Annotated in this window: 17 protein-coding genes and 1 tRNA gene; 3 read left to right on the top strand and 15 right to left on the bottom strand. The window is 42.1% G+C overall.

The window, feature by feature from the left end; translation table 11 throughout:
* Positions 1 to 98: 98 nt before the first annotated feature.
* The 11 genes from rnr to rpoN form a co-directional block, all read right to left on the bottom strand.
* Complete coding sequence (gene rnr / locus PQ578_RS03235; RefSeq protein WP_273832175.1) at positions 99 to 2,426, bottom strand: ribonuclease R; 2,328 nt, start codon at positions 2,424 to 2,426, stop codon at positions 99 to 101.
* Positions 2,427 to 2,464: 38 nt separating this feature from the next.
* Positions 2,465 to 3,211: an alpha/beta hydrolase gene (locus tag PQ578_RS03230; protein WP_273832174.1), complete on the bottom strand. Its 747-nt coding sequence runs from the start codon at positions 3,209 to 3,211 to the stop codon at positions 2,465 to 2,467.
* 318 nt (positions 3,212 to 3,529) lie between these two features.
* Complete coding sequence (gene secG, locus PQ578_RS03225; protein WP_224596343.1) at positions 3,530 to 3,760, bottom strand: preprotein translocase subunit SecG; 231 nt, start codon at positions 3,758 to 3,760, stop codon at positions 3,530 to 3,532.
* A gap of 524 nt (positions 3,761 to 4,284) precedes the next feature.
* Positions 4,285 to 5,574, bottom strand: a complete 1,290-nt coding sequence (gene eno / locus PQ578_RS03220) for a phosphopyruvate hydratase (protein ID WP_098445014.1) — start codon at positions 5,572 to 5,574, stop codon at positions 4,285 to 4,287.
* 26 nt (positions 5,575 to 5,600) lie between these two features.
* Positions 5,601 to 7,133, bottom strand: a complete 1,533-nt coding sequence (gpmI, locus tag PQ578_RS03215) for a 2,3-bisphosphoglycerate-independent phosphoglycerate mutase (protein ID WP_273832173.1) — start codon at positions 7,131 to 7,133, stop codon at positions 5,601 to 5,603.
* Positions 7,126 to 7,887, bottom strand: coding sequence for a triose-phosphate isomerase (tpiA, locus tag PQ578_RS03210; protein ID WP_098445016.1), 762 nt, complete (start codon positions 7,885 to 7,887; stop codon positions 7,126 to 7,128). Before tpiA ends, gpmI begins: the two co-directional genes overlap by 8 nt.
* 41 nt (positions 7,888 to 7,928) lie before the next feature.
* A complete protein-coding gene (locus tag PQ578_RS03205) occupies positions 7,929 to 9,113 on the bottom strand; it encodes a phosphoglycerate kinase (protein ID WP_273832172.1) in 1,185 nt (394 codons plus the stop codon).
* A 125-nt stretch (positions 9,114 to 9,238) separates the two neighbouring features.
* Positions 9,239 to 10,246: a type I glyceraldehyde-3-phosphate dehydrogenase gene (gene gap, locus PQ578_RS03200; RefSeq protein ID WP_098445018.1), complete on the bottom strand. Its 1,008-nt coding sequence runs from the start codon at positions 10,244 to 10,246 to the stop codon at positions 9,239 to 9,241.
* A gap of 47 nt (positions 10,247 to 10,293) precedes the next feature.
* Complete coding sequence (locus PQ578_RS03195) at positions 10,294 to 11,325, bottom strand: sugar-binding transcriptional regulator (RefSeq protein WP_098445838.1); 1,032 nt, start codon at positions 11,323 to 11,325, stop codon at positions 10,294 to 10,296.
* 150 nt (positions 11,326 to 11,475) lie between these two features.
* Positions 11,476 to 11,712, bottom strand: a complete 237-nt coding sequence (locus PQ578_RS03190) for a glutaredoxin family protein (RefSeq protein ID WP_273832171.1) — start codon at positions 11,710 to 11,712, stop codon at positions 11,476 to 11,478.
* A gap of 84 nt (positions 11,713 to 11,796) precedes the next feature.
* Positions 11,797 to 13,092 (bottom strand): RNA polymerase factor sigma-54, encoded by a 1,296-nt coding sequence (gene rpoN / locus PQ578_RS03185; protein ID WP_273832170.1) that lies wholly within the window; start codon positions 13,090 to 13,092, stop codon positions 11,797 to 11,799.
* A 190-nt stretch (positions 13,093 to 13,282) separates the two neighbouring features.
* Here rpoN and PQ578_RS03180 point away from each other — a divergent pair, with 190 nt between their 5' ends.
* Positions 13,283 to 13,558 (top strand): hypothetical protein, encoded by a 276-nt coding sequence (locus tag PQ578_RS03180; RefSeq protein ID WP_273832169.1) that lies wholly within the window; start codon positions 13,283 to 13,285, stop codon positions 13,556 to 13,558.
* Positions 13,559 to 13,730: 172 nt separating this feature from the next.
* Here the strand turns inward: PQ578_RS03180 and PQ578_RS03175 are convergent.
* Positions 13,731 to 13,809, bottom strand: a tRNA-Arg gene (locus PQ578_RS03175).
* Between the two features lie 174 nt (positions 13,810 to 13,983).
* Here PQ578_RS03175 and PQ578_RS03170 point away from each other — a divergent pair.
* Positions 13,984 to 14,370: a YhjD family protein gene (locus PQ578_RS03170; protein ID WP_273832168.1), complete on the top strand. Its 387-nt coding sequence runs from the start codon at positions 13,984 to 13,986 to the stop codon at positions 14,368 to 14,370.
* A gap of 165 nt (positions 14,371 to 14,535) precedes the next feature.
* A complete protein-coding gene (gene clpP / locus PQ578_RS03165; RefSeq protein WP_098445023.1) occupies positions 14,536 to 15,120 on the top strand; it encodes an ATP-dependent Clp endopeptidase proteolytic subunit ClpP in 585 nt (194 codons plus the stop codon).
* Between the two features lie 119 nt (positions 15,121 to 15,239).
* On the opposite strand, the gene PQ578_RS03160 is transcribed toward clpP, so the two are convergent.
* The 3 genes from PQ578_RS03160 to PQ578_RS03150 all read right to left on the bottom strand — a co-directional run bounded on the left by PQ578_RS03160 (position 15,240) and on the right by PQ578_RS03150 (position 17,701).
* Complete coding sequence (locus tag PQ578_RS03160; protein WP_098445024.1) at positions 15,240 to 15,494, bottom strand: HPr family phosphocarrier protein; 255 nt, start codon at positions 15,492 to 15,494, stop codon at positions 15,240 to 15,242.
* A gap of 256 nt (positions 15,495 to 15,750) precedes the next feature.
* A complete protein-coding gene (gene whiA / locus PQ578_RS03155) occupies positions 15,751 to 16,692 on the bottom strand; it encodes a DNA-binding protein WhiA (RefSeq protein WP_159784952.1) in 942 nt (313 codons plus the stop codon).
* 40 nt (positions 16,693 to 16,732) lie between these two features.
* Positions 16,733 to 17,701, bottom strand: a complete 969-nt coding sequence (locus tag PQ578_RS03150) for a gluconeogenesis factor YvcK family protein (protein WP_098445026.1) — start codon at positions 17,699 to 17,701, stop codon at positions 16,733 to 16,735.
* Position 17,702: the final 1 nt, after the last annotated feature.

Raw genomic sequence — 17,702 nt, 5'->3', positions numbered from 1 at the left:
GACCGTCCCCCCTCTCAAACGTCGAATTCAAGTATATCAATTTGGTCAGAATAAGTCAAGACGACTTACTCTGACCGTCGTGATAAAAATCAAGTTAATTAAGCATTGTTATTGCGACGCTTTTTCTTTTTATTTTTCGGTTTCTTTTTCGTTCCCTGACCATCCTTTGGCGGAGAGAACTTACGCTTTTTCTTCCCTGCATCTGTTGTTTTATTTGAGGACTTTCCACGCTTCTTGCGCTTTCCGCCTTCAATAACTTTTGGAGTTTCTCTACGACGACGCTCTTTCGGTGGCTTCATACCAACAATTTCGAAGTCAATTGCTCGCTCATCAATATTAACATTTAAGACGCGAATGGCGATTTCATCACCGATGCGGTATACGTTACCGGTACGTTCACCGATCATCGCATAAGCACCTTCATCGTAATGGTAGTAGTCATCAGTTAAATAACTAACGTGAACGAGACCTTCAATCGTATTTGGCAACTCTACAAACAAACCGAAGTTCGTTACACCACTAATGACACCTTCGAACTCTTCCCCGATTTTATCTTTCATAAACTCAGCTTTTTTCAAATCATCAGTTTCGCGTTCAGCGTCAACTGCTCGGCGTTCCATTGCGGAAGCGTGCTGAGCGATTTCACCAAGCGCTTCGCCCCACTTTGAAGTTGTCTGGTTATCCACTTTTTTCTCAAATAGGTACGTACGGATTAAACGGTGTACGATTAAGTCAGGATAACGACGGATTGGTGATGTGAAATGCGTATAGAAATCTGTCGATAACCCAAAGTGACCAAGACTTTCAGGGAAGTATTTCGCCTGTTGCATGGAACGAAGCATCACTTTACTAATTACAGCTTCTTCTGGCTCTCCCTTAACTTCTTCAAGAAGCTTTTGCAGGGCACGTGGATGTACGGTATTCGCATTTCCTCTTACAACGTATCCAAAGTTCGTAATGAACTCAAAAAACGTATTTAGCTTGTCTGCATCTGGATCTTCGTGAATACGGTACATGAAAGGAACTTCCATAAAGTGAAAATGTTGCGCTACAGTTTCGTTTGCGACAAGCATAAATTCTTCAATTAAGCGTTCAGCTACCGAGCGTTCTCGTTGAATAATCTCCTGAGGCGTTCCTTCTTCATCAACGAGCACTTTCGCTTCTGCAAAATCAAAATCAATCGCACCTCGTTCGAAACGACCTTTTCTTAAAATTTCAGCTAGTTCTCCCATGTTATCGAAAAATGGAACGAGAGATTTGTAACGTTCTAGCACTTCATCGTCTTCACGCTGAAGAATTTTTCGTACATCTGTATACGTCATGCGCTCATTTGTACGGATTACACTTGGGAAAATCTCATGGTTCACCACTTCACCCTGTGTTGTAATTTCCATCTCACAAGAAATCGTTAATCGGTCCACTTGAGGATTCAAACTACAAATTCCGTTTGATAGACGGTGTGGAATCATCGGAATCACTCGGTCGACAAGATACACACTCGTCCCACGATCAAGCGCTTCTTGATCAATCGGAGAGTTTTCCGTCACATAATACGTTACGTCCGCGATGTGAACACCGAGCTTGTAGTTGCCGTTTGGAAGCTTTACAACATTAACAGCGTCATCAAGATCCTTCGCATCTGCCCCATCGATCGTGACAATTGTTTCTTCGCGAAGATCGCGTCTCCCTTCAATCTCTTTTTCATCAATTTGATCAGGTGTTTTATGAGCTTGTTCCATTGCAGTGTCAGGAAACTCGCCTGGAAGCTCATGCTTATAAATGATCGACAGTATATCGACGCCTGGATCGTTTTTATGACCTAAGATTTCAGTGATGCGTCCTTCCGCACTCATACGTCCTTCAGGATACTTCGTAATTTCAACTACGACTTTGTGGCCGTCAACAGCACCTGCAGTAGCTCCTTTTGGAATGAATATATCGTGGGGAATTCTCTTATCATCGGCAATCACAAATCCAAAGTGCTTGCTATCAGAATATGTACCAACTGTGCGTTTTACACCACGCTCAATGATACGGATAACGGTACCTTCTGGACGAGTGCCAGAAGATTTTTGATGAAGTCTTACAATGACGCGGTCGCCGTTCATTGCTCCTTCTAGATCACCCTGATTAATGTAGACATCCTTCTCGCCAGTATCGCTATCGGCAATAAGGAAAGCAAACCCTTTTGCATGAACTTGTAATTTTCCGCGAACGAGGTTCATTTTCTCTGGAATACCATAGCGATTGCTTCTTGTGCGAACGATTAATCCTGCATCTTCCATACTGTTTAATGTTTTGACAAATTCTTTAAATTCACTTGAATCTTTTACACCAAATACTTCTTCAAGCTCCTGAACAGTTAGCGGTTTGTACGCTTCGTCCTTCATGAAGCTCAATATTTTTTGTTCATGTTCTTCTGCCATTGTCTTCCACCTTCCTTCTTCTTAAATAAGTTCGTTGTTTATTCTGACCAGTCTAGACTATCGAGAAAAGCATGAACGTCTTTATGAAGTTCGTCTTTTTCTTTGCCTAGTGTAATGGCATGCGTTGAGTTTTCGTACCACTTCAAACTTTTCTCATCTGATTCGATGTTGTCGTGAATGATGTTAGCACTTTCTGTATTGATCATTTCATCATGTCTCGCTTGTGCCACAAATGTAGGAGCGTAAATCATATCAACGTTATCACGCACATCATAGATCAAGTCGCGAAGTTCACCAAGCGTATTCATCGGTGTTTCTTTAAAGGCTTCCATTTCCTCTTCAATTTGTTCAGGTGATTTCCGTTCAAATTTCTTGTATTCCTTCGCATAGGAAAGGACGCCCTGATACATCGTTTCTTCATCTTTCATATCCATCGGGGCGCACATGGGCACGATTCCCTTTACAGGAACAGTATAACCGAGCTTTAATGAAAATACGCCTCCAAGTGATAAGCCGACGACAGCGATTTCGTCATGGCCCATGCTTTTCAACTTTTCATACCCTTCAGTGACGTTTTTCCACCAATCTTTTGGCCCAGTATGTACAAGCTCCTCAGGCGGAACGCCATGTCCTTCATATTGTGGCGCATGACACGTATAGCCTCTTTCCTGCAAGTAACGTCCCATCATTCGTACATCTGCTGAATTTCCTGTAAAACCATGCAACATTAATACCGCGCGATTGCCTCCCTCGAATGTGAATGGCTTTGGTGCTACTACTTTCATGATGTGATCCTCCTCTAAATCAACTACCTGTTAGTTTGACCTGCAATAAACGAATTATCCTGTCCAATGAGGCCTTTATTTGCATTTTACCTGTTTCGATCGGAAGGCAAAAGGAATTCGTTCTCCTTATCTTATTTCCCTCTTCCATTCGACAAAAAACTTCCTTTTGGCTTCTTTTAGAAAAACTTGACTTGCCGCCAAGTAATAGCGGAGGCCATATTTTATCTTATACTTTAGTCCTTAAAAAAGGTTAAACATTCTTAAAGTACAATAAAAAAAGCAGCAAGTGACTCAACACCTGCTGCTTTCTTGATCACGTTACACGAGATACGCAACGAGAATTGAAAGAACAAAGAACAATACGGCAAGTACTACCGTTACTCTATTTAAAACCGCTTCAAAACCGCGGGCCTTCTGCTTTCCGAATAGTTGCTCAGCTCCACCCGTAATAGCTCCTGATAATCCGGCGCTTTTACCTGACTGAAGCAAGACGACAGTAATAAGTAAGATTGAAACGATAACTAATGCAATTGTAGCTGCAAGATGCATGATTCCACCTCCCGGACTATAGCCTTTCCAATACTATAAATTTACCATAAATTTTTCAGTAAAAGCAATCTATTTCGGTAATACAGGACATTCTCATACCTTCTTAACATTTTGTTAACACGTATTGAACGGTAACGACTGTTTTTGTAGACGTTGTTCCGATAAAAGTGGTGGCTGATTTGCGCTCCAGGTGCTCGCTTTCCGCGGGGCGGGCGGTGAGCCTCCTCTTCGCTTACACTCCTGTGGGGTCTCACATGTCCCGCTTATCCCGCAGGAGTCGAGCACCTTCCGCTACAATCAGCTACGAAGTGTGGCTCGTCATACAAGCCCGTCCTCAAAACAAAATCACTTTTAAAAAAAGGCTATGTTATCTCATATTATTGATTTCTTGATTTTTGGCTCATTTGCGTGAAACTGAGATTTCACGCAAATGGGCCAAAAATCAACACTGTTCATTAACAAAGGCTAAAAAAGAAAAGAACCCATCAAAAAACCCCGCGCTTACACGCGGGGGTCATCAAAACTTACTTCTTATCTAAGTTATAGAAGCTCTTACGTCCACCGTAGATTGCAAGGTGCTCAAGCTCATCTTCGATACGAAGAAGTTGGTTGTATTTAGCAACGCGATCCGTACGAGACGGTGCGCCTGTTTTAATTTGTCCAGCATTAGTCGCAACAGCGATGTCAGCGATTGTTGTATCTTCTGTTTCACCAGAACGGTGAGAGATAACAGCTGTGTAACCAGCGCGCTTCGCCATTTCAACAGCATCAAACGTTTCAGTTAGTGTACCAATTTGGTTCACTTTGATTAGGATTGAGTTACCTACGCTACGCTCAATTCCTTCAGAAAGTTTGTTTGTGTTTGTAACGAAAAGATCGTCACCAACAAGCTGAACTTTCTCACCAAGAGCTTGGGTAAGTTTCTCCCAACCTTCCCAGTCGTTTTCGTCAAGACCATCTTCAATTGAGATGATTGGGTATTTTTCACATAGCTGGCTGTAGAATTCGATCATCTCTTCAGAAGTCTTCACTACGCCTTCACCAGCAAGGTTGTATTTACCGTCGCTGTAGATTTCAGAAGATGCTACGTCAAGTGCGATCATAACTTCTTCGCCAGGCTTGTAGCCAGCTTTTTCGATTGCTTCGATAATTGTTTGAATCGCTTCTTCGTTTGAACCAAGGTTAGGAGCGAATCCACCTTCGTCACCAACAGAAGTGTTAAGACCTTTTTCTTTTAGAACGCCTTTAAGGCTGTGGAAAATTTCAGCGCCAGTGCGTAGTGCTTCTTTGAAAGAAGGTGCACCAACAGGCATTACCATAAATTCTTGAATGTCTACGTTGTTATCAGCGTGCTCTCCACCATTAAGAATGTTCATCATTGGTGTTGGAAGAGTTTTCGCGTTAAATCCACCAAGGTATACGTAAAGTGGAAGTTCAAGCTCTTCAGCAGCAGCGCGGGCAACAGCCATAGATACACCAAGAATAGCGTTAGCACCAAGCTTGCCTTTGTTGTCAGTACCATCAAGATCGATCATCATGTGGTCGATTCCAAGCTGGTCATAAACGCTCATACCTACTAGTTCTGGAGCAATTGTTTCGTTGATGTTAGCTACTGCTTTTTCAACGCCTTTGCCAAGATAGCGATCTTTGTCACCGTCACGAAGCTCTACTGCTTCGTATTCACCAGTGGATGCACCAGATGGTACCATTGCACGTGCTTTAACACCTGCATCTGTAAATACTTCTACTTCAACTGTTGGATTGCCGCGGGAGTCAAGGACCTCGCGTGCATAAACGTCAGTAATGATTGGCATAACGTGTCATCTCCTTTAAATGTAAGTTATTTAATTAATGATTTTCCTGTCATTTCTTTCGGTTGCTTGCCGCCAAGCAAATCGAGAAGCGTTGGTGAAAGGTCCGCAAGAATTCCATCTGTACGAAGCTCTACACCTTCTTTTGTTACGATAACAGGTACAGGGTTTGTCGTATGAGCCGTCATCGCATCGCCATCAAGCGTTGTGACTTCATCCGAATTCCCGTGGTCAGCGGTAATGATGGCATGTCCGCCTTTTTCAGTAATTTTATCAACGATCTTACCAAGACATTCGTCAACCGCCTCAATGGCTTTAACTGTTGGCTCAAGCATTCCGGAATGCCCAACCATGTCAGGGTTCGCAAAGTTTAAGATAATCGCATCGTGCTTATCTTCATCGAGTTCTTTCAGTAACGCGTCCGTCACTTCATAGGCACTCATCTCCGGCTGCAAGTCATAGGTTGCAACTTTCGGAGAGTCGATAAGAATGCGTTCTTCCCCAGGAAACTCTTCTTCGCGTCCACCGCTAAAGAAGAACGTAACGTGTGGGTATTTCTCTGTCTCAGCAATACGCAGCTGCTTGTAATCCTGCTGAGCGAGTACTTCACCAAGCGTGTTATCAAGGTTTGTTGGTTTGAATGCAACGTCGCCTCCAACTGTTTCACTAAAACGAGTAAGTGAGACAAAGTGGAGATTTTTAGGACGTTCTTCTCCACGATCGAAACCGCGGAAATCATCATTTGTGAAGACTTGTGAAATCTGGATTGCTCGGTCAGGACGGAAGTTAAAGAAGATAACTGCATCTTCATCATCAACCGTCGCAATCGGTGAACCGTCTTCTTCAGTCATAACTGAAGGAAGAACGAACTCATCATAGATTTCATTTTTGTAATTATCATCAACTAGCTCATATGGGTCTTTGTAAGAAGGGCCTTCACCGTATGCCAGGGCACGGTAAGACTTCTCAACGCGATCCCAACGCTTATCACGGTCCATGGAATAATAGCGGCCTGAGAGCGTCGCAAGGCGACCAACTCCGACTTCTTCCATTTTATCCTCTAACTGCTGAATGTAGGTTTTCGCAGATTGTTGGCCAACATCACGACCATCAAGGAAACCGTGAACGTACACATCTTCAAGGCCTTGCTTTGCAGCAAGTTCAAGAAGAGCGAAAAGATGTTTAATGTGGCTATGAATCCCACCGTCAGAAAGAAGTCCAAACAAGTGTAGGCTTGTTCCTTTTTTCTTCACATGGTCAATTGCCTCTAGAAATGTTTCATTTTCAAAGAAGTCGCCTTCTTCGATTGCAAGATTAACTCTTGTTAAGCTTTGATACACAATGCGTCCTGCACCGATATTCAAGTGGCCTACTTCAGAGTTACCCATTTGACCGTCTGGAAGACCAACTGCTTTTCCACTCGCTTGTAGGGTAGCGTGTGGGTAGTTGTTCCAGTAACGATCAAAATTCGGTTTATTTGCATGTGCTACGGCATTTCCTTTTTCCTCATCTCGAAGACCAAAGCCATCTAAGATGATTAAAGCTTCTGGCTTTTTAGGCATTCTGACCAGCCTCCAAAAGCTGTAGGAAAGATTTCGCATCAAGGCTAGCGCCGCCGACTAAAGCTCCATCAATGTCGGATTTACCCATAAGCTCGTCAATGTTACCAGGTTTAACACTGCCGCCATATTGGATACGGACCGCATTAGCTGTTTCGTCAGTCGTTTCGTCTTTAAGGACGCCGCGGATAAATGCACATACATCATTTGCTTGATCGCTTGTTGCTGTTTTACCAGTTCCAATGGCCCAGATTGGCTCATATGCGATAACAGATTGAGCTACCTGTTCATTTGTTAATCCAGCGATTGCTTTTTGAACTTGTGCTTTTACGATATCTTCTGTTACGTCGCTCTCACGCTGTTCAAGCGTTTCACCGACACAGATGATTGGCGTTAGGTTATGTTTGAACGCTGCATGAGTTTTTTGATTTACGATCTCATCCGTTTCACCAAATAGCTCACGACGTTCAGAGTGACCAAGAATCACATAGCCTACTCCAAGGTCGTTAAGTGCTACAGGGCTAATTTCACCTGTAAACGCGCCGTTTTCTTCAAAGTGCATATTTTGAGCACCAACTTGAAGTGCTGTACCCTCTAGCTCATCCGTTAAATAATCAAGGAAAAGAGCAGGAGCACAGACAACGGAATCTACGCGATTGCCATCAGGAATAAGTCCTTTCACTTCGTCAACAAAGCTTTTTGTTTCCGTAAGTGTTTTGTTCATCTTCCAGTTACCTGCGATGATTGGTTTGCGCATGTTCACTCACCATCCTTTATAAGATTAAAAACATAAGTATTTTATTTGTCGTTAAGTGCGACAACACCCGGAAGTTCTTTGCCTTCCATGAACTCAAGAGATGCACCGCCACCAGTAGAGATGTGGCTCATTTGATCAGCATAGCCAAATTTCTCAACCGCTGCTGCAGAGTCACCGCCACCAATAACAGAATACGTATCTTCTGCGTTCGCAAGTGCTTCAGCTACTGCTTTTGTACCATTAGCATAAACGTCTAGTTCAAATACACCCATTGGTCCGTTCCAGATAACGAGTTTAGAGTCAGCGATTACTTTGCTGTACGTTTCTCTCGTTTTCGGCCCAATATCAAGAGCTTCCCAATCGGAAGGAATTTCTTCAATGCTTACCACTTTCGTGTTGGCATCATTTGAGAAATCATCACCAATTACAACGTCTTGTGGCATATAGAAATTAACGCCTTTTTCTTTTGCCTTATCCATGAATGATTTAGCTAGATCGATTTTATCTTCTTCAAGAAGAGACAAACCAACTTCATGGCCAAGTGCTTTTACAAATGTATAAGCAAGACCACCACCAATGATCAAGTTATCTACTTTATCAAGTAGGTGATCAATCACACCGATTTTATCTTTTACTTTTGCTCCACCAACAATAGCTGTGAATGGACGGGAAGGTTCCGTTAGAGCACTTCCAAGAACTTCAAGTTCTTTCTCCATAAGAAAACCAGCTACAGCAGGAATATGATGAGCGATACCTTCTGTTGAAGCATGAGCACGGTGTGCTGCGCCAAAAGCATCATTTACGTAAAGATCTGCCATTGCAGCAAATTTCTTCGCAAGTTCTTCATCATTCTTCTCTTCTCCAGCTTCGAAACGAACATTCTCAATAAGAAGAAGGTCGCCATCTTCTAGACCAGCAATCGCACGGTCAACTTCATCACCATAGACTGCATCTGTTTTTGTAACGGTTTTGCCAATGAGGTCGCTTAAGCGGTCTGCAACCGGATCAAGACGTAGCTCATCAACAGCTTCACCTTTTGGACGTCCAAGGTGGCTTGCAAGAATGACTTTCGCTCCCTGATCAGACAAATGCTTGATCGTAGGAAGTGCTGCTTTAATGCGCGTTTCATCTGTTACCTTTCCATCTTCCATAGGTACATTGAAATCCACGCGGCAGAATACCTTTTTGCCTTTTAACTCAACGTCACGAATTGATTTTTTGTTCATCACGCACGTCCTCCTCTGCACAAAGTTTTAAAAGGTTCACCTTTTAAATAAAGCTATATCGTTAGTAAAGACAATGGAAAAGGAGGAAGGCCCAAGACTTCCTCCTCCTCTATTAACAATTCTTATTATAGCCCTTTTGCAGCGATGTAGTCGACTAGATCTACTACACGGTTAGAATAGCCCCACTCGTTGTCATACCAAGAGATAACTTTAACCATGTTTCCATCGATACCCATTGTAGAAAGACCATCTACGATTGAAGAGTTCGGGTTACCGTTGTAGTCTTTTGATACTAGTGGCTCGTCGCTGTAACCAAGGTATCCTTTAAGATCGCCTTCAGCAGCTTCTTTAAGAGCAGCGTTTACTTCGTCAACTGAAACGTCTTGATCAAGTTCAGCTACAAGGTCAACGATTGATACGTTAGGTGTAGGTACACGCATAGCCATACCATTCAACTTACCATCAAGCTCTGGAAGTACAAGAGATACTGCTTTAGCAGCGCCTGTAGATGTTGGAATGATGTTTTCAGCTGCTGCACGAGCACGACGGTAGTCTTTGTGTGGAAGATCAAGAATTTGCTGATCGTTTGTATATGAGTGAGTTGTTGTCATAAGACCACGCTTGATACCGAACTTGTCGTTCAATACTTTGGCTACTGGTGCAAGACAGTTTGTCGTACAAGATGCGTTAGAGATAACGTGATGGCTAGCTGCATCGTACTTGTCTTCGTTAACACCTAGAACAACTGTAATGTCTTCGTCTTTAGCTGGTGCGGAGATGACAACTTTCTTAGCTCCTGCTTCAAGGTGCTTCGCAGCATCGTCACGGTTTGTGAAACGGCCAGTGGATTCGATTACCACTTCAACACCAAGATCTCCCCATCCAAGTTGTGCTGGGTCGCGCTCAGAAAGAACTTTGATTTCAGTTCCGTTAACAACAAGATTCTCGCCGTTAACTTCAACTTCTACATTAAGTTCTCCATGTACGGAATCGTATTTAAGAAGATGTGCAAGCATGTTTGCATCTGTAAGATCGTTTACAGCTACAATATCAACACCAGGGTTGTTTAATGCTGCACGGAATACGTTACGTCCAATACGTCCAAAACCGTTAATACCTACTTTTGTTGCCATTGTGTAGTTCCTCCTTGAATTTCCTCGTTTCCCGAGGTGTGTTTTATTTAATAAAGGGAATCTCCCTCTAATAACGCTTTAGCGGCACCTTCATCTGTAACAAGAATGCTTTGAATCCCTGTCTTTAGATAAGCTGCGATGGCTTTTGCTTTCGAACGACCGCCGGCTACCGCAATGACTAATTCGCTACGCTCTAAATCTTCGAGTTGCAGTCCGATTGTCTTCACTTTGTGAACGACTTCTCCTGACTGATTGAAGTAATACCCAAACGCTTCAGCAACAGCATGTTCTCGCTCGATTTTTTCAACAACATCAAGCGTCGACTTACGTCTCTGTGCCATCGTTCTAGCTTCCCCAATCCCATGAACCACAATACCGGCTGACTTAATAATCTCAAGGATATCTTTGACGCCCGGTTCTTCGATAAGGGATTGGTATGCTTCTTCACTCAACTGATCTGGAACATGTAGCAAACGATAGTCAGTATGGGCTTTTCTTGCCATCTTCGCACAAATCGTGTTCGCCTGATTTTCTACCTGTTCACCAAGACCTCCTCGGGCTGGGACAAACAGCGTTCCTTCCATTTCTGAAGAAGGAATCATCATATCGGCTACACCTGCGAGCGTGGTACCGCCCGTTACAGCAATTACTCTATCTTTTAGCTGAAACTTTTTCAAGCGTCCCACAGCGGCTCGACCCATTTCTTTTTTCACCCAGGGTGTATCATCACTATCACCAGGGACAATAAATACTTCCGGTATGCCAAGCTTATCTTTCAGACGCTTTTCAAGGTTATCGAGACCGGACACTTCATTCATAACCGGTTCAAGTTCCAACAAAAGCTGTTCACCCTCTTCTGTTAGGTGCATACCTTGTATCGACATATGTAGTAGCCCCTGATCTTTCAAGAATGTTACTTCGCTTCTGAGAACCCGCTCGGTGATATCCAAACTGTTCGCAAGACTTCTACGTCCAATAGGCTGCATAAGTCTTAATTGTCTCAATACCCGATAGCGCTTATTCATAACTTCTAGCATGTCCGGCAATAATTTTTGTTGAAGTGACAATAATGAGCGCATAATTCGTCTCCCCTGCTGTTCTTCTTTTTTCCTGAGACGTAATATGTCCCGCTTAGACATTTTCAGTCCCACCTGGATCAAAAAGAACTTCTTACAATTTTCATTGTAGCAGTTGCCAAAAGCATGGGCAACTATGTTATACTTAAAATTTTAAAGTAAGCGTTTTCTTATTGTTTTTTTTGAAATTCGACCATAATCAACGATTTCACCTTCGATTTCGACAACTGGAATCATGAGCATAAACTTTTCCAAGAGCGCCTCATCGCTATAAATATCAACCGTTTGCAGTGAGAACGTCACTTCCTCCTGTAACTCCTCAAGAAGATAAGCCGCTTCATCACAAAGTGGACATGTCGCCTTCGAATATAAAGTAACCGATTTACTCATCAATTAAACCTCCCTTCTTTCAATTTTATAGTTTACTTAACAAGGTATTCAAACGCAAAAAAAGAGCCACCTTCCCGGCAGCTGTTACGTAAATCGCTTTCGCTTTGATGAACTTAAGATCTTTAATTCTTCTCGATATTTTGCAATTGTTCGTCTTGATACTTCAATTCCACGCTGGATATGAAGAGCTTCTACAATTTTTTGGTCTGATAACGGTTTGAGTTTATTCTCATTCTCCACAAGTTCTTTAATAAAGAGTTTAACACTGGAAGAAGAAGCCCCTTCCCCAGATTCACTCGCTAGCTTTGAAGTGAACAAATCTTTTAGTGGGTACAAACCTTGCGGCGTTTGAACATATTTACTTTTAATGGCCCGACTTACTGTCGATTCATGGACATGAGCTTCATTAGCTACTTCTTTCAATGTGATCGGTACAAGGTCACTCATGCCATTTCTTAAAAAACCTTGTTGATGGACAATCACAACGCCCATAATTGCCCTTAACGTCTGCTTCCTTTGTTCAATGCTTTTCATTAACCAGCTGACTTGCTGGTATTTGTCTTTCAAATAGTCGGCTGCTTCGTTATGTTTAAATGAACGATACGTGTTGCTCACTTTCATTGCCGGCAAATCATCATCAAGCAATGTAACAGTAAATCGTCCATTTTTCTCTTGGATCATAACATCCGGTACGATGTACGTTGTTTTCTCAGTAAACCACTTCGTTCCTGGACGGGGGTCAAGGTCTGCTACCAAATCTGCTGCCTGTTGAATTTGTTCGACAGGTACGTGATACTGCTTCGAAAGCTCACGATATTTCTTTTCTGCTAACGCTTTCAAATGATCAGATACGAGCAATCGAGCAAGTTCAAAGACCTCCCCCTCCTGATTTAGCTGTAAAGAAAGACATTCCGATAAAGAGCGAGCCCCTATACCAGGAGGGTCGAGTAACTGAACCTGTCGAATCGCTTCAGTTAATTCAAATTCGTAACAGTCTAAATAACTCATCACTTCTGTTTCATTGATTCGTAAGTAGCCACTTTCATCGATGTTATCAATTAAATAATGGACAATGCCGGTTATTTTTTTGGGAAGGTTTATGCACCTCGTCTGCTCGTGAAGTTCATCGTGCAGACTTCTTCTTGTTTCCGCATATTCCAGCGGATCTTGTCTAGTCCCATTCTCGTAGGAACGTTTTGAAGAACGAACACCCCCGTCCCATGATGGTGACTGTAATTCAATAAGTGGATTTTCAAGAGCCTGTTCTTTCACGTACTCCAGTAATTCAGCCGTAGAATATTGGAGTATAGAAATCGCTTGATGCAACTGGGTTGTCATGACTAGTTTCGTTGTCTGCTTTTGTATCAATCCTAATTCCATCGCAATCCCTCCACCTTCATCATACTATATCGTTTCATTTTATGGTATGAAAAAACGAAAATGAGCAGAATTTTCTGTTTTTTAAAGACGGTTCTTGACACCATTTTTAATAAAATTGATGAAATCGCCCGTCCCTCAGTCAAATTTCTACATAAACTGTTTTATAGAGAGAAAAAAGGAGGCAAATGCCATGGATTTAGCGGTATATGGAATTGCTTTGCTTCCAGTCATCATTGGAGTAGTACATCTCTTCAAGGTGTTTGGTTTTCCGGTAAGGTTTTTACCCATCCTTTCAATCGTCATCGGAATTGTGATGAGTCATGTTTACGTCGAACCGGAAGATTTCAAAAAAGCCTTCTTTATCGGATTATGGCTAGGACTATGCGCTACTGGTATGCACTCAGGCTTTAAACATACGATGAGTGGAGCAGGCAGCAAAAGACATGATGATGATCGTGATTGTTAGAAGGCACGACGGATAGCAGAAAGAGTGGACGAGTTCTACTCTTTTTTCTTTTTTCTTATTTAAGAAATCAATCAACAACCGATATCGTTATCATGAATTTGTCTATTCTACATAATAAAGATCAATAAAAAAATCCCTCTCGCATCAGCGAAAGGGATTGGAATTATGTATATGGTGCGCCCGGAGGGATTCGAACCCCCGACTGACGCGGTACCGGAAACCACCGCTCTATCCGACTGAGCTACGGGCGCGCTTTATTAGCGCAAAGATTATTATACGGGATCGCCTATTTTTTTGCAAGGTGATTTTACCCGTACCGCTCTTTCATTTGAATTACTTGGTTACTTAAGTCTTAAGCTCTTGACGTGTCAATTATCTCATAGTAAAGTAAAACCAAACATATGTTCTATTAGGCGGTGGCGATCGTGTTCCAATTAAGTAAAGAAGAAACGAAGGCATTAAGACACTACCTCTTACTTCCTTACGTAAAAAGAGTGCTGGAAATGGATATGAAATGGCTACAACATTCTAGAATGAAGCTTCCGCGCCCTTACCTGGAACTAATCCGGTCTGCTATGTCGCTTGCCTCAACTGATTTAAAATGGGCAAAAGCAATTCTCCATGAAAGAGGAATTCGCGTCTACATTGAAGAAACTAAAGAAGAAATCATTATTTGCAAAGTTTTCTGTCGTGGCTACAATCAAACATACCGATATTCCTCTATTCAAATTCGTAACCAGGTAGAGAGAAGAATTCTAACTTATTTTGTAGCAGATGAGCGCCTCAAAAAAAGGAGCACGCGGTCTGTTTAAAATAAGGTGATGCGGGGAAAATGGATGTAGATAGAGAAAGAAAAACATCTCTACCTTACCCTTTTTAAAAATAGCACAGCACTTTATTTGACCTATATTGACCTTTTAGGTATGATGAACGTACAGCAACTACATATTCCATAAAAAATAAAGGAGGAATTTTAAATGGTTTTAATTCCAACGGTAATTGAACAAACAAACCGCGGTGAAAGAGCGTACGACATTTATTCTCGTCTTCTTAAGGATCGCATTATCATGCTAGGAACAGCAATTGACGACAACGTTTCAAACGCTGTAGTCGCTCAGCTTCTTTTCCTTGCTGCAGAAGATCCTGATAAAGATATCTCACTTTACATTAACAGCCCTGGTGGTTCGATCACAGCAGGTATGGCAATTTACGATACAATGCAATTCATCAAGCCGAAGGTATCAACAATCTGTATCGGTATGGCTGCATCCATGGGTGCTTTCCTTCTTGCTGCTGGTGAGCCTGGAAAGCGTTATGCGCTCCCAAACAGTGAAGTAATGATTCACCAACCGCTCGGTGGTACGCAAGGTCAGGCTTCTGACATTGAAATTCACGCAAAACGCATTATTCAAATGCGCGAAAAGCTGAACAAAATTCTTTCTGAACGTACAGGTCAACCACTTGAAACAATTGATCGCGACACGGATCGTGACCGTTTCATGGAAGCAACAGAAGCGAAAGAATACGGCTTAATTGATGAAGTAATGGAAAAGAAAGCATAAACTTGTTTGAATCGAGCCTTTCCTCACTGAGGAAAGGCTCTTTTTTTTACGCAAAATTCTTTCCTACAACAAAAAAAAACGAAGGCTACCGCTTGCACTTAGCGGTATGCCTTCGCTCTTTAATCTTTCTGCACAAAATCCATGAGTGATGACATAGCATCCTCTTCGTCATTACCATCAACAGTTAAAATAACAGAAGCCCCTGTTCCAACCGCAAGGCTCATGATACCCATAATGCTTTTGGCGTTCACTTTCTTTCCATCTTTTTCGAGGAAAATATCCGCGTTAAATCGGTTGGCTTCCTGCACGAATAGGGCCGCAGGTCGAGCTTGTAATCCTGTCTCTAATGTCACAACAACTTCTTTTTGAACCACTTGTTCATTCCTCCCCTTATTTATAACTGCTGATAAGAAAAACGGATCGAGGACTCTTATTTAGCGAGTGTTAAAAACGGGTATCAGCAGATGGTCGTTTTTCCCTCAATATAAGTAAGCGCTATCTCAGACTGTGAAAAATTTAGAAAAACCCCATTCCCTGCGCTATGAGGGAATGAACGTTTTTCTTTAACTCTGCTTTCCATCTAGTCGGAAAGCTACTGTCCACCAGTAGTCAAGCCTTTGGTGAGGAAGACTATGAAATTGGCTTACCATTACGAAGCTTATCAGCAATTTGGTCAATTTTTCTCAACCTGTGATTGATTCCGGATTTGCTAATCGCTCCACCCGTGACCATCTCGCCAAGCTCTTTTAATGTTACATCCTGGTGTTTCACTCGAAGTTCCGCAATCTCCCTTAGTTTATCAGGAAGAATTTCAAGCCCAACTTCTTTTTGGATAAAGCGGATGTTCTCAACCTGCCGAAAAGCTGCACCGACTGTCTTATTCAAATTGGCTGTTTCACAATTCACAATCCGATTAACAGAATTTCGCATATCTTTCATGATGCGGACATCTTCAAAGTAAAGCAGCGCCTGATGGGCCCCGACAACACTTAAAAACTCTGTAATCTTTTCACCTTCTTTGATATAGACGATGTAACCTTTCTTTCGCTCAAGCATCTTCGCATTTAAACCAAATTCATTCATTAAGTTACAAAGTGACTCTGTATGTTCTTCATACATGGAGAAGATCTCGAGATGATAAGAGGTTTCAGGGTGATTAATTGACCCCCCAGCAAGAAATGCTCCTCTTAGATAAGAGCGTTTGCAACAGGCTTTTTTCGTAAAATCACTCGAAATCGTTCTAGTAAACGTAAATGCATTATCCATAATACCGAGATCTTCAAGAAGCTCTCTCGCTTTTGCTGAGACCCGAACAATGTAAACATTGTTTTTCTTCAATCTCATCTTCTTACGGACAAGCAGTTCAACATCATAATTGTAAATCCGCTTAATAAGCGTATAAATCCTTCTTGCAATGGCAGCATGTTCTGTCGGAATGTTTAAAATCAACTGTCTGTTTCCAAACGAAATGGAGCCATTCATTCGTATAAGAGCTGCTAGTTCTGATCTTGCACAACAAGGTTTGCTTTCTAACTGCGTTAATTCTTTCTTTGTATCAGCAGCAAATGACATTGCCATCCCCCCTTTTTCATGCAGGGGCCCCACTGACCCATCATGCTCTTCTATCGTCTAATAAAGATAAAAGAATCGATGATATTTTTTTCGCATCATGGCGTACATATTTCTCATCGTATTGGATAATTTTATCACTGATTACATGAAAACCAAAGCTCTTCAGACGATTTTCGTCATATTGCACAACCTCTGCTCGTTCTTGTGCATAACGTTTTTCGTAAAAAGAGGGAATCATTTCTTCATTTACAATAATCGTATCCATAAGTTTATAGCCAATGTGATCAATGAGTGCCTGCACGTGGTCACTCGCCGTATAATTTTCTGTTTCACCTAACTGAGTCATAACATTACAAACATATACTTTTCTTGCTTTTGCCTGCTGAATTTCTTTTGCGATGCCTGGCACAAGTAAATTCGGTAAAATGCTTGTATATAAACTACCTGGTCCAAGTACAATTAAATCTGCTTCACGAATGGCTCGAATCGATTCGGGTAGCGCTTTGATCCCTGGTGGTGAAAGAAACACTCGTTTAATTGCTTTGTTTACCTTTGGAATTTGGGATTCACCTTGTACAAACGTTCCATCACGCATTTCCGCATGTAAAACAATGCTTTGATTCGATGCAGGGAGAACTTCACCTCGTACGTTCAAGACGCGACACATTTCTCTTACGCCTTTTACAAAGTCTCCGGTAATATCGGTCATGGCTGCTAGCATTAAGTTGCCAAGAGAATGACCAGATAAACCATTTCCGTTTTTAAAACGGTGCTGCATCAATCCCTCTAATAATGGTTCAACTTCAGATAAAGCTGTAATGACATTTCGCACATCGCCTGGAGGAGGAATATCAAACTCGTCACGCAATCGACCTGAACTTCCTCCATCGTCGGCTACTGTTACAATGGCAGTGATGTCGACAGGAAACTTTTTAAGTCCACGTAGAAGTACCGATAGGCCTGTTCCTCCGCCAATGACGACAGCCTTTGGCAGATTAGTCTCATCCATA

The sequence above is a fragment of the Guptibacillus sedimenti genome, assembly GCF_028610665.1.
In the GTDB taxonomy this organism is placed as follows: Bacteria; Bacillota; Bacilli; order Bacillales; family Guptibacillaceae; genus Guptibacillus; species Guptibacillus sedimenti.
The sequence above is the reverse complement of the archived record's forward strand: the minus strand, read 5'-3'. Positions and strand labels throughout refer to the sequence as shown.

Bases quoted from the DNA above. Each gene is read 5' to 3' on its own strand.
- rnr (WP_273832175.1), bottom strand. From the start codon at position 2,426: ATGGCAGAAGAACATGAACAAAAAATATTGAGCTTCATGAAGGACGAA.
- PQ578_RS03230 (WP_273832174.1), bottom strand. From the start codon at position 3,211: ATGAAAGTAGTAGCACCAAAGCCATTCACATTCGAGGGAGGCAATCGC.
- secG (WP_224596343.1), bottom strand. From the start codon at position 3,760: ATGCATCTTGCAGCTACAATTGCATTAGTTATCGTTTCAATCTTACTT.
- eno (WP_098445014.1), bottom strand. From the start codon at position 5,574: ATGCCAATCATTACTGACGTTTATGCACGCGAGGTCCTTGACTCCCGC.
- gpmI (WP_273832173.1), bottom strand. From the start codon at position 7,133: ATGCCTAAAAAGCCAGAAGCTTTAATCATCTTAGATGGCTTTGGTCTT.
- tpiA (WP_098445016.1), bottom strand. From the start codon at position 7,887: ATGCGCAAACCAATCATCGCAGGTAACTGGAAGATGAACAAAACACTT.
- PQ578_RS03205 (WP_273832172.1), bottom strand. From the start codon at position 9,113: ATGAACAAAAAATCAATTCGTGACGTTGAGTTAAAAGGCAAAAAGGTA.
- gap (WP_098445018.1), bottom strand. From the start codon at position 10,246: ATGGCAACAAAAGTAGGTATTAACGGTTTTGGACGTATTGGACGTAAC.
- PQ578_RS03195 (WP_098445838.1), bottom strand. From the start codon at position 11,325: ATGCGCTCATTATTGTCACTTCAACAAAAATTATTGCCGGACATGCTA.
- PQ578_RS03190 (WP_273832171.1), bottom strand. From the start codon at position 11,712: ATGAGTAAATCGGTTACTTTATATTCGAAGGCGACATGTCCACTTTGT.
- rpoN (WP_273832170.1), bottom strand. From the start codon at position 13,092: ATGGAATTAGGATTGATACAAAAGCAGACAACGAAACTAGTCATGACA.
- PQ578_RS03180 (WP_273832169.1), top strand. From the start codon at position 13,283: ATGGATTTAGCGGTATATGGAATTGCTTTGCTTCCAGTCATCATTGGA.
- clpP (WP_098445023.1), top strand. From the start codon at position 14,536: ATGGTTTTAATTCCAACGGTAATTGAACAAACAAACCGCGGTGAAAGA.
- whiA (WP_159784952.1), bottom strand. From the start codon at position 16,692: ATGTCATTTGCTGCTGATACAAAGAAAGAATTAACGCAGTTAGAAAGC.
- PQ578_RS03150 (WP_098445026.1), bottom strand. From the start codon at position 17,701: ATGGATGAGACTAATCTGCCAAAGGCTGTCGTCATTGGCGGAGGAACA.